Here is an 11897-nt window from a genome sequence, read left to right as displayed (position 1 = left end):
TCTGATGCCGCTGGAACCCGTGACCCAGGCACTGCTGGCGCAACTTGCGGAGACCCGCGACCCACCGATGCACGAGGGCACGCCGGCGATCGCGCGGATGGCCGGGCCGATCTTCGCCGGCATGAGCGGACGCGGTCCCGACGTGGCCGCGGTGCACAACCTGAAGCTCGAGGGTGAGGACGGCGGGAAATTCCGGGTCCGTGTTCTCGTTCCCGAGGGCGAATCCCGTTCGGTCATCGTGTATTTCCACGGCGGTGGATGGGTGATCGGCGATATCGACCTGCAGTACGACCACGTCGGCCGGCACCTGGCGAACCTGACCAACTCCACCGTGATCCTGGTGAACTACCGCAAGGCGCCCGAGCATCCGTTCCCCGCCGCGCTGGAAGACAGTTGGATCGGATTGTGCTGGGCCGCAGCGCATGCAGCGGAGTACGCACCCGTCGGTGCGCCGTTGATCGTGGCCGGCGACAGCGCCGGAGGCAACATCGCCGCGGTGATGACGCGGTGGGCCCGCGACCGGCACGGGCCCAGGATCGACTACCAGGCATTGGTCTACCCGGTTACCGACTGCGACTTCGACCGGCCCTCGTACGTCGCGCCCGAAAATCAGCTGATGCTCGGCCGGGACACCATGATCTGGTTCTGGGAGCACTACCTTCCAGACCAGGCCCGGCGCACCAACCCGGATGCGTCGCCGTTGCGGGCGCCCAGCCTCGCCGGTCTCCCGCCCGCTCTCGTCTATGTCGCCGAGTACGACCCGCTGCACGACGAGGGTGTCGCCTACGCGGCCGCGCTGGCCGACGCCGGAGTGCGTGTGACGTTGGAGGAGGCGGCCGGCGAAATGCACGGGTATTTCCAGATGGCGAACATCCTGCCCGGTTATCAGACCGGAATGTCGTTGGTCGCCAAAAGCATCGGGTCGTTCCTCGACGCGTACCGGTCCGACCGAAAGGCGGTGTGAGTGGTGGCCGATCACGACGTGATCATCATCGGTGCCGGATTCGCCGGGCTTTACCAGCTCTACAAGTTACGTGAGCTCGGATTCGACGCACGCGTCCTTGAGGCCGGGCCGGAGGTGGGTGGCACCTGGTACTGGAACCGGTACCCGGGGGCCCGTTGCGACATCGAATCGATCGAATACTCATACTCGTTCGACTCGCAGTTGCAGCAGTCGTGGAATTGGACCGAGCGTTACGCCGCTCAGCCGGAACTGCTCGCCTACGCCAAGCATGTCGCCGACCGCTTCGACCTCCGCCGCGACATCACCTTCGATACCAGGGTTGTCGCAATGGATTTCGACGACACCAGAAACGAATGGACCGTCACGACCGAAGCGGGTCCCAGCGCCTCTGCGAACTTCGTGATCGCGGCGACCGGATGCCTCTCCAAACCGTTGGTGCCGTCGTTCGACGGGCTGGACGATTTCGCCGGTGAGGTCCTGTGGACCTGGGACTGGCCTGCCGAAGGGGCAGACCTGGAAGGCAAGCGGGTCGCCGTCGTCGGCACCGGTTCCTCTGGCGTGCAGACGATCACCGCGATCGCACCGGTGGTGGGCGCGCTGACCGTGTTTCAGCGCACGCCCCCGTATGCGGTCCCGGCGCAGAATCGCCTGATCGCCGACGAGCTCGCCGATGTCAAGCCGCGGTACCCGCAGTTTCGCGACGTCAGTCGCTTGACGCAGGGCGGCGCGCAATGCGGCGACGGTGCGGCGCTGCCCCCGTTCTTCGGCGACCTCGACAGGGCCACCACCCGTGCCGAGCTCGACCGGCGCTGGGCCGACGGCGGTCTGTGTTTCCAGCAGTCGTTCTACGACCTGCTGTTGGATCCGGCAGCCAACGAGACGGCCGCCGAATACGTGCGCGAGCGAATTCGTCAGAAGGTCACCAACCCTCGGCTCGCCGAGAAGCTGACGCCGCGAAGCTATCCGATCGCGGCCAAGCGGATGTGCGTCGACACCGGCTACTACGAGGTCTACAACCAGGACAACGTGGAGCTCGTCGACCTCAACGAGGAGCCGCTGCGCCGGATCACGGCACGCGGCATCCTCGCCGGTGACACCGAGCACGAGTTCGACGTGATCGTGCTGGCCACGGGATTCGATGCCATGACCGGCGCGTTGAACGCCATCGACATCCGGGCCGTCGACGAGACCGGCGCCAGCCGCACGCTGCGGGAGAAATGGGCCGCGGGCCCGCGGACCTATCTCGGGTTGATGTCGGCGGGATTCCCGAACCTGTTCACCGTCACCGGTCCGCAGAGTCCCTCGGTGCTGTCCAACATGCTCACCTCGATCGAGTACCACGTCGAGTGGATCAGTGCGGCCCTGGTGCACCTGCGCGAGCACGGGCTGAACCGGATGGAAGCCGACCTCGAGGCCGAGGACAACTGGGTGAACATCACCAACGACACCGCCGACCTCACGCTGCTGCCGCAAGCCGCGTCCTGGTACATGGGCGCCAATGTGCCCGGTAAGCGACAAGTGTTCCTGCCGTTCGTCGCCGGTGTCGGCGTCTACAAGCAGATCGGTGACGGCGTGGCCGTGGCGGGTTATCACGGATTCGAGATGGTCTGACCCAACTGCTGGGTGATACTTCTCGGGCGAAGTCCGTGGCGTGAGAAGAGGCAAATGACCCAGCAGGACCAGATCGACGGCGAACCGAGCTCCGTCGCGACTCCGGAGGCCCACCCCATGAAGCGGGTGGCGTTCGCCAGCTTCGTCGGCACGGCGATCGAGTTCTACGACTTCTACATCTACGGCACCGCCGCGGCGCTCATCTTTCCCCACGTGTTCTTCCCGAACATGGGCCCCACGATGGCGACCATCTCGTCACTCGGCACGTTCGCGGTCGCGTTCCTGTCCCGGCCGATCGGCGCCGCGGTGTTCGGGCATTTCGGAGATCGGTTGGGCCGCAAGAAGACTCTGATCGCGACGCTGTTGATCATGGGCTTGTCGACGGTATGCGTGGGCTTGGTGCCCAGCGCGGCAAGCATCGGCATCGCGGCGCCGATCATCCTGCTCGTCCTGCGACTGCTGCAGGGCTTCGCCGTCGGCGGGGAATGGGCCGGGTCGGCGCTGCTGAGCGCCGAGTACGCGCCCGTCGGGAAGCGCGGCATGTACGGGATGTTCACCCAGCTCGGCGCCGGTGCCGGCCTGGCAGTGAGCAATCTCGTGGTCTTCATCGTGAGCCTGACCATCGGCGAGAAGAGCGCGGTCTTCCTCGACTGGGGCTGGCGGTTGCCATTCCTGTTCAGCGCGGTGCTGCTGATCGTGGCGCTGTACGTGCGGCTGAGCATCGACGAGACGCCCGTCTTCGCCCGGGAGCAGGTGACCGCAGGCGTACCCAAGGCGCCGCTGAGCGAACTGTTCCGCACCCAGACCCGGCAGGTGGCGCTCGCCGCGGGCTGCATGGTCGGCATCTTCACCATGAGCTTCCTCGGTGGCACCTACCTGATGAGCTACGCCAGCACCCGCATCGGGCACCCGCGCAGCCTGATCCTCGGCGTCGGCGTGCTCGCCGGTGTCGCGCTGATGGCCTTCTCGGCGATCTCGGCGGTGCTGTGCGACCGGTACGGCCGGCGCCGCGTCATTCTCGCCGGTTTCGCTCTGGCCCTGCCGTGGGCGTTCGTGGTGATGCCGCTGATCGACTCCGGTTCGCCGGTGGCCTTCGCGGTCGCGATCGCCGGCATCTTCTGCATCTTCGGCCTGTCCTACGGGCCGATCGGATCCTTCCTGCCTGAGATCTTCGCCACCCGATACCGCTACACCGGCGCCGGCCTGTCGTTCAATCTGGCCGGCATCGTGGGCGGAGCGATACCGCCGTTGGTCGCCGGTGCTCTGGTGGCCACGCTCGGTAGCTGGGCTGTTGGGGCGATGATGGCGGCATTCGTCGTCGTCAGCATCGTCTCGACCCTGTTGCTGCCCGAGACGAAGGGAACCGAACTGGACGCCGTGATGAGTGACACTGCGAGGTGACCGTGGCCGGTCGGAGGTTTGCGGCCTGCTAAGCTGCCTGGCAGTTCGACGTCCTTTAACGATCCGTCCCGAGAGGCGGAGAAGGAGGTCAGAGTCACCTCATGGGCTCTTCAGGTACCGACCGGGAATTGTTGTCTGCGGCGGACGTCGGCCGCACCGTTTCCCGGATCGCTCATCAGATCATCGAGAAGACCGCCCTTGACGATCCCGCGGAACGCGAACGGGTCGTTCTCCTCGGCATCCCCACGCGCGGTGTGACCCTCGCCAGGCGGTTGGCCGCCAAGATCAACGAGTTCGCCGATGTGGCGTTGCCCGTCGGCGCGCTTGACATCACGCTCTACCGCGACGACCTCAACATCAAGCCGCCGCGACCACTGGCGGCCACCTCGATCCCGCCCGGCGGCATCGACGACGCGGTCGTGATCCTCGTCGACGACGTGCTGTACTCCGGGCGCTCTGTGCGCTCAGCGCTGGATGCCCTGCGTGATATCGGTCGCCCCCGGGTGGTGCAACTGGCGGTGCTAGTCGACCGCGGTCACCGGGAACTGCCGGTCCGCGCCGATTACGTCGGCAAGAACGTGCCGACCTCGCGCACCGAGAGCGTCCATGTGCTGCTGTCCGAGGATGATGACCGTGATGGGGTGGTGATTTCGAAGTGACGACACGTCATCTTCTGTCGGCAGCGGATCTGAGCCGGGATGACGCGACGGCGATCCTCGACGACGCCGACCGGTTCCGCGAGGCACTGCTGGGCCGCGAAATCAAGAAGCTGCCCACGCTGCGCGGACGCACCGTCATCACCATGTTCTACGAGAACTCCACCCGGACCCGGGTGTCGTTCGAGGTCGCGGGTAAGTGGATGAGCGCCGATGTGATCAACGTCAGCTCGTCGGGATCCTCGGTGGCCAAGGGGGAGTCGCTTCGCGATACCGCATTGACCTTGCGTGCCGCCGGCGCCGACGCCCTGATCATCCGCCATCCTCACTCGGGCGCCGCACAACAGCTCGCCGAATGGACGGCCGAGGAGACCGGCGGTCCCAGCGTGATCAATGCCGGTGACGGAACCCATGAGCATCCGACCCAGGCCCTGCTCGACGCGCTGACCATCCGCCAACGGCTCGGCTCTATCGAGGGCAAGCGCGTGGTGATCGTCGGGGACGTCCTGCACAGCCGCGTGGCCCGTTCGAATGTGTCGCTGCTGAGCACCCTGGGCGCCGAGGTGGTGCTGGTTTCGCCGCCGACGCTGTTGCCGGTCGGGGTGTCCGGGTGGCCGGTCACGGTGTCGCACGACCTGGATGCCGAGTTGCCCGCCGCCGACGCGGTGTTGATGCTGCGCGTGCAGGCCGAGCGGATGAACGGCGCGTTCTTCCCTTCGGCCCGTGAGTACTCGGTGCGCTACGGATTGTCCGAGAAGCGTCAGGCCATGCTGCCCGGTAACGCTGTGGTGCTGCACCCGGGACCGATGGTGCGTGGCATGGAGATCGCGTTCCCGGTTGCCGATTCCTCGCAATCGGCTGTTCTGCAACAGGTTTCAAATGGTGTCCACGTGCGGATGGCGGTGCTGTTCCATCTGCTGGTGGGTGCGGATCGGGAGGCGATCAGCGTATGACGCAGCAGGTACTCATTCGCGGGGCACGCCTCTACGGCGAAGGCGACCAACTCGACGTACTGATCGCCGACGGCCAGATAGCCGAGATCGGTTCTGCACTCAAAGCTCCCAAGGGCACCGAGGTGATCGAGGCCGTCGGCCAGGTGCTCCTTCCGGGCTTCGTCGACCTGCACACGCATCTGCGCGAGCCGGGCCGCGAATACGCCGAGGACATCGAAACCGGTTCGGCTGCAGCGGCCCTCGGTGGCTACACCGCGGTGTTCGCGATGGCCAATACCGATCCGGTCGCCGATTCCGCGGTGGTCACCGACCACGTGTGGAACCGCGGCCAGCAGGTTGGCCTGGTCGACGTGCACCCGGTGGGTGCGGTCACCGTCGGACTGAAGGGCAAGCAGCTCACCGAGATGGGCCTGATGGCCGACAGCGTCGGTCAGGTACGGATGTTCTCCGACGACGGTCTCTGCGTCGACGATCCGCTCGTCATGCGGCGGGCACTCGAATACGCCACCGGCCTCGGGGTGCTCATCGCCCAGCACGCCGAAGAGCCGCGGCTGACCGTCGGCGCCGTCGCCCACGAGGGACCCAACGCGGCCAAACTCGGGCTGGCGGGTTGGCCGCGCTCGGCCGAGGAATCGATCGTGGCCCGCGACGCGATCCTGGCCCGCGATGCCGGTGCCCGGGTACACATCTGCCACGCCTCCACCGCCGGCACTGTGGAACTGCTGAAGTGGGCCAAGGCGCAAGGCATTTCGATCACCGCCGAGGTCACGCCGCACCACCTGCTGCTCGACGACGGCAGGCTGGCCGGCTACGACGGGCGCAACCGGGTCAACCCGCCGCTGCGCGAATCGAGTGACGCCGTTGCGCTGCGGCAGGCGTTGGCAGACGGGGTCATCGACTGCGTGGCCACCGATCACGCTCCGCATGCCGAGCACGAGAAGTGCTGCGAATTCTCGGTCGCCCGTCCGGGCATGCTCGGCCTGCAGACCGCGCTGTCGGTGGTGGCCGAGACCATGGTGCGTCCCGGCCTGCTTACCTGGCGCGGGGTGGCCAAGGTGATGAGCGAGGCGCCGGCAGCCATCGTCGGTCTGCCGGATCAGGGCCGGCCGCTGGAGGTGGGCGAGCCCGCCAACCTCACCGTGATCGATCCCGACGCGACCTGGACGGTCGAAGGCGACGAGCTGGCCAGCCGGTCGGACAACACACCCTTCGAATCGATGACGCTGCCCGCCACCGTGACCGCCACACTGTTGCGGGGCAAGATCACTGCGCTGCACGGGAAGTGTCCCCATTGAACACTCCCACGCTGATCGCATCGCTGATCCTGGCCGCGCTGCTGGCCGTGTTGATCGCTTTCCTGATCCGTCAGATGATGCGTGGCTGGCTGCATCGCGCACAGCGCCAGGCCGAAATGATCGGCACCCTGCCGCCGCTGCCCGACACGGTCAGCGCATCGATCATCCCGCCCATGAAGGGCATGTACGTGGGCAGCACGGTGGTGCCGCACTGGAACGACAAGGTGGCCGCCGGCAGCCTGGGCTTTCGGGCCAAGGCCGTGCTGACCCGCTACCCCGAGGGAATCATGTTGCAGCGCAGCGGGGCCGGCCCGGTCTGGATTCCCGCCGAGTCTGTCACCGCGATCAGAACCGAGCGTGGGATCGCAGGCAAGGCACTGACTTACGACGGAATCCTGGCCATCAGGTGGAGGCTGCCCTCGGGCACCGAGATCGATACCGGGTTCCGCGCTGACAATCGCGCAGAGTACGACCGCTGGCTGGAGGAAGAGGCATGAGCAACAAGCAGAATGAAAAAGCGGTCCTGGTACTCGAAGACGGGCGCGTCTTCACGGGTACGACATTCGGAGCGGTCGGGCAGACCCTCGGTGAGGCGGTGTTCTCCACCGGCATGTCGGGCTACCAGGAAACGCTGACCGACCCGAGCTATCACGGTCAGATCGTGGTGGCCACGGCACCGCAGATCGGCAACACGGGCTGGAACAACGAAGACGGTGAGAGCCGCGACGACAAGATCTGGGTGGCCGGTTACGCGGTGCGTGACCCCTCGCCGCGGGCGTCGAACTGGCGCGCCAGCGGCACCCTCGACGACGAGCTGGTCCGTCAGGGCATCGTGGGCATCGCCGGGATCGACACCCGGGCAGTTGTGCGCCACCTGCGCACCCGCGGGTCGATGAAGGCCGGGGTGTTCGGCGGAGCCGCGTTAGCGGCGACATCGGGCTCAGGGGACGCGTCCTTGGACGAGTTGGTCGCCCGCGTACTGGACCAGCCCTCGATGCTGGGTGCGGATCTGGCGGGGCAGGTCAGCACGGGGAGTCCGTATATTGTTGAAGCAGAGGGAGCACCAGAAGGCGGCCACCGGTTTACGGTCGCGGCAGTCGACCTGGGTATCAAGACCAACACCCCGCGCAACTTCGCGCGACGCGGGATCCGCAGCCACGTGCTGCCGTCATCGGTGAGCTTCGATCAGATCGCCGATCTCAAGCCGGACGGGGTGTTCCTGTCCAACGGGCCCGGCGACCCGGCCACCGCCGATCACATCGTCGCGGTGACCCGCGAGGTTCTGAGTGCGGGAATCCCGTTGTTCGGCATCTGCTTCGGCAACCAGATCCTGGGCCGCGCCCTGGGCCGGTCCACCTACAAGATGGTGTTCGGCCACCGCGGCATCAACATCCCGGTCATCGACCACATCACCGGGCGGGTGGCGATCACCGCCCAGAACCACGGGTTCGCATTAGAAGGAGAGAAGGGCGAGGTTTTTGATACCCCCTTCGGATCAGCCGAGGTCAGCCACACCTGCGCCAACGACGGTGTGGTCGAGGGCATCCGGCTGGCCAACGGCCGGGCGTTCTCGGTGCAGTACCACCCGGAGGCCGCGGCCGGCCCGCACGACGCCGAGTACCTGTTCGACCAGTTCGTAGACCTGATGGCAGGAGAGAAGTAAATGCCACGTCGCTCTGACCTCAACCACGTGCTGGTGATCGGGTCCGGCCCGATCGTCATCGGCCAGGCCTGTGAATTCGACTATTCAGGTACCCAGGCCTGCCGGGTGCTGCGCTCCGAGGGGATCCAGGTCAGCCTGGTCAACTCGAACCCGGCGACGATCATGACCGACCCCGAGTACGCCGACAACACCTACGTCGAGCCGATCACCTGGGAGTTCGTCGAGAAAGTCATCGTCCAGCAGGCCGAGCGCGGCAACAAGATCGACGCCGTCCTCGCCACCCTCGGCGGGCAGACCGCGCTGAACACCGCGGTGGCCCTGCACGACAACGGCGTCCTCGAAAAGTACGGCGTCGAGATGATCGGCGCCGATTTCGAGGCCATCCAGCGCGGTGAGGACCGGCAGAAGTTCAAGGACATCGTCGCCAAGGTGGGCGGTGAGTCCGCGCGCAGCCGTGTCTGTTTCACGATGGACGAGGTCCGCGAGACCGTCGCCGATCTGGGGCTGCCCGTCGTGGTCCGGCCCAGCTTCACCATGGGCGGCCTCGGATCGGGCATGGCGTACTCGGCCGAGGATGTCGAGCGGATGGCCGGTGACGGTCTGTCCGCCTCCCCGACGGCGAACGTGCTGATCGAGGAATCCATCTACGGCTGGAAGGAATTCGAGCTCGAGCTGATGCGTGACCACCGCGACAACGTCGTGGTGGTGTGCTCGATCGAGAACTTCGATCCGATGGGCGTGCACACCGGGGACTCGGTGACCGTCGCCCCGGCGATGACGCTGACCGACCGCGAGTACCAGAAGATGCGCGACGTGGGCATCGACATCCTGCGCGAGGTCGGTGTCGACACCGGTGGCTGCAACATCCAGTTCGCGATCAACCCGACAGACGGACGGCTCATCGTCATCGAGATGAACCCGCGCGTCTCGCGGTCCTCGGCGCTGGCCTCGAAGGCCACCGGGTTCCCGATCGCCAAGATCGCGGCCAAACTGGCCATCGGCTACACGCTCGACGAGATCGTCAACGACATCACCAAAGAGACGCCGGCCTGCTTCGAGCCGACCCTGGACTACGTCGTCGTCAAGGCCCCGCGGTTCGCGTTCGAGAAGTTCCCCGGCGCCGACGCCACGTTGACCACCACGATGAAGTCGGTCGGCGAGGCAATGTCGTTGGGCCGCAATTTCATCGAGGCCCTCGGCAAGGTGATGCGGTCGCTGGAGACCAGCCGGGCCGGGTTCTGGACCGGGCCGGACCCCGACCTGACGGTCGAGCAGCTGCTGACCGGCCTGCGCACCGCCGTGGACGGCAGGCTCTACGACATCGAGCACGCACTGCGCCTGGGCGCCAGCGTCGAGCAGGTGGCTGAGGCCTCCGGCGTCGACCCCTGGTTCATCGAGCAGATCGCCGGACTGGTCGCGCTGCGCGTCGAACTGCTCGAAGCGCCGGTGCTCGACGCCGAACTACTGCGGCGAGCCAAGCACAGCGGGCTGTCGGACCGCCAGATCGCCGCTCTGCGGCCGGAACTGGCCGGCGAGTCCGGGGTGCGCGCGCTGCGCCGCAGGCTCGGCATCCATCCGGTGTACAAGACTGTCGACACCTGCGCGGCCGAATTCGACGCCAAGACGCCGTACCACTACAGCAGCTACGAGCTCGACCCCGCGGCCGAGACCGAGGTGGCTCCGCAGACCGAGAAGCCCAAGGTGCTGATCCTGGGTTCCGGCCCGAACCGCATCGGCCAGGGCATCGAGTTCGACTACAGCTGTGTGCATGCCGCGACCACGCTGAGTGCGGTCGGCTTCGAAACCGTGATGGTCAACTGCAACCCCGAGACGGTGTCCACCGACTACGACACCGCCGACCGGTTGTATTTCGAGCCGCTCACCTTCGAGGACGTGCTGGAGGTCTATTACGCCGAGGACGCCTCGGGCAAGGGCGAGGACGGGACCGGCCCCGGCGTCGTTGGCGTCATCGTGCAGCTCGGCGGCCAGACGCCGCTCGGTCTGGCCAAGCGCCTCGAGGCGGCCGGGGTCCCCATCGTGGGTACCGGGCCCGACGCCATCGACTTGGCCGAGGACCGTGGGCTTTTCGGCGAAGTTCTGGTCAACGCCGGTCTGCCGGCCCCGAAGTTCGGCACCGCCACCAGCTTCGAGCAGGCCCGGCGGATCGCCTCCGACATCGGCTACCCAGTGCTGGTGCGTCCCTCCTACGTGCTGGGCGGGCGTGGGATGGAGATCGTCTACGACGAGGCGACCCTGGAGGGCTACATCGCCCGCGCCACCCAGCTGTCCCCGGAACACCCGGTGCTGGTCGACCGGTTCCTCGAAGACGCGATCGAGATCGACGTCGACGCGCTGTGCGACGGCAACGAGGTATACATCGGCGGCATCATGGAGCACATCGAGGAGGCCGGTATCCACTCCGGCGACTCGGCGTGCGCGCTGCCCCCGGTGACCTTGGGCCGCAGTGACATCGAAGCGGTGCGCCGCGCGACGGAGGCCATCGCCCACGGCATCGGCGTGGTGGGACTGCTCAACGTGCAGTACGCGCTCAAGGACGACGTGCTCTATGTCCTTGAGGCCAACCCCCGCGCCAGCCGTACCGTGCCGTTCGTTTCCAAGGCCACCGCGGTGCCGCTGGCGAAGGCCTGTGCCCGGGTGATGCTGGGTGCCACCATCGCCGAGTTGCGCGCGGAGGGTCTGCTGAACAAGACCGGAGACGGGGCCGCCATTGCCCGCAACGCGCCGGTGGCGGTCAAGGAAGCCGTGCTGCCGTTCCACCGGTTCCGCCGGGCCGACGGTGCCCAGGTCGACTCGCTGCTGGGACCGGAGATGAAGTCGACGGGCGAGGTGATGGGCATCGACCACGACTTCGGCACGGCCTTCGCCAAGAGCCAGACCGCGGCTTACGGGTCGTTGCCGACCTCGGGCACCGTCTTCGTATCGGTGGCCAACCGCGACAAGCGTTCACTGGTGTTCCCGGTCAAGCGACTGGCTGATCTCGGATTCCGGGTACTGGCCACCGAGGGCACCGCAGAGATGCTGCGCCGCAACGGTATTCCGTGTGATGAGGTGCGTAAGCACTCGGAACAGCCCAGTGGAGCCCGCGATCTTCCCTCCTCGGTCGACGCCATCAAGGCCGGTGAGGTCGACATGGTGATCAACACGCCGTACGGAAATTCCGGGCCGCGCGTCGACGGTTACGAGATCCGCTCGGCCGCAGTGTCGATGAACATCCCGTGCGTGACGACGGTGCAGGGTGCCTCCGCCGCGGTGCAGGGCATCGAGGCGGCCATCCGCGGCGACATCGGCGTGATGTCACTGCAGGAACTGCACAGCGAGCTGGAATCGCGCTGA

Annotated in this window: 9 protein-coding genes; all 9 read left to right on the top strand. The window is 66.7% G+C overall.

Annotated features, from left to right (window positions below; genetic code table 11):
• The first annotated feature begins 4 nt into the window (after positions 1-4).
• Positions 5-964 carry an alpha/beta hydrolase gene (locus AB0876_RS12535; RefSeq protein ID WP_491839022.1) on the top strand — a complete coding sequence of 320 codons (960 nt, stop codon included), beginning with the start codon at positions 5-7 and terminating at the stop codon, positions 962-964.
• Positions 965-967: 3 nt separating this feature from the next.
• Positions 968-2575, top strand: a complete 1608-nt coding sequence (locus AB0876_RS12530) for a flavin-containing monooxygenase (RefSeq protein WP_491839023.1) — start codon at positions 968-970, stop codon at positions 2573-2575.
• Positions 2576-2629: 54 nt separating this feature from the next.
• Positions 2630-3976 (top strand): MFS transporter, encoded by a 1347-nt coding sequence (locus AB0876_RS12525; RefSeq protein ID WP_526042117.1) that lies wholly within the window; start codon positions 2630-2632, stop codon positions 3974-3976.
• Between the two features lie 101 nt (positions 3977-4077).
• Complete coding sequence (gene pyrR, locus AB0876_RS12520) at positions 4078-4635, top strand: bifunctional pyr operon transcriptional regulator/uracil phosphoribosyltransferase PyrR (RefSeq protein WP_491839025.1); 558 nt, start codon at positions 4078-4080, stop codon at positions 4633-4635.
• On the top strand, positions 4632-5585 hold the full coding sequence (locus AB0876_RS12515; RefSeq protein WP_491839026.1) for an aspartate carbamoyltransferase catalytic subunit: 954 nt from the start codon (positions 4632-4634) through the stop codon (positions 5583-5585). Before pyrR ends, AB0876_RS12515 begins: the two co-directional genes overlap by 4 nt.
• Complete coding sequence (locus tag AB0876_RS12510) at positions 5582-6880, top strand: dihydroorotase (protein ID WP_526042116.1); 1299 nt, start codon at positions 5582-5584, stop codon at positions 6878-6880. The genes AB0876_RS12515 and AB0876_RS12510 overlap by 4 nt, the downstream gene beginning before the upstream one ends.
• Positions 6877-7377: a PH-like domain-containing protein gene (locus tag AB0876_RS12505; RefSeq protein ID WP_448446613.1), complete on the top strand. Its 501-nt coding sequence runs from the start codon at positions 6877-6879 to the stop codon at positions 7375-7377. The genes AB0876_RS12510 and AB0876_RS12505 overlap by 4 nt, the downstream gene beginning before the upstream one ends.
• Positions 7374-8543, top strand: coding sequence for a glutamine-hydrolyzing carbamoyl-phosphate synthase small subunit (gene carA / locus AB0876_RS12500; RefSeq protein ID WP_526042115.1), 1170 nt, complete (start codon positions 7374-7376; stop codon positions 8541-8543). Before AB0876_RS12505 ends, carA begins: the two co-directional genes overlap by 4 nt.
• The gene (gene carB, locus AB0876_RS12495; RefSeq protein ID WP_526042114.1) at positions 8544-11897 is read left to right on the top strand and encodes a carbamoyl-phosphate synthase large subunit; all 3354 of its coding nucleotides are present in this window, start codon (positions 8544-8546) and stop codon (positions 11895-11897) included.

The sequence above is a fragment of the Mycobacterium sp. NPDC049093 genome (genome assembly GCF_040704635.1).
Taxonomy (GTDB): domain Bacteria; phylum Actinomycetota; class Actinomycetes; order Mycobacteriales; family Mycobacteriaceae; genus Mycobacterium.
Note: the sequence above shows the minus strand (reverse complement) of the source record. Positions and strands in the feature narration are given on the sequence as shown.

What these genes read in the sequence shown, in the direction of transcription:
- carB (WP_526042114.1), top strand. Translation starts at nt 8,544, where the DNA reads ATGCCACGTCGCTCTGACCTCAACCACGTGCTGGTGATCGGGTCCGGC.
- AB0876_RS12535 (WP_491839022.1), top strand. Translation starts at nt 5, where the DNA reads ATGCCGCTGGAACCCGTGACCCAGGCACTGCTGGCGCAACTTGCGGAG.
- pyrR (WP_491839025.1), top strand. Translation starts at nt 4,078, where the DNA reads ATGGGCTCTTCAGGTACCGACCGGGAATTGTTGTCTGCGGCGGACGTC.
- carA (WP_526042115.1), top strand. Translation starts at nt 7,374, where the DNA reads ATGAGCAACAAGCAGAATGAAAAAGCGGTCCTGGTACTCGAAGACGGG.
- AB0876_RS12525 (WP_526042117.1), top strand. Translation starts at nt 2,630, where the DNA reads ATGACCCAGCAGGACCAGATCGACGGCGAACCGAGCTCCGTCGCGACT.
- AB0876_RS12510 (WP_526042116.1), top strand. Translation starts at nt 5,582, where the DNA reads ATGACGCAGCAGGTACTCATTCGCGGGGCACGCCTCTACGGCGAAGGC.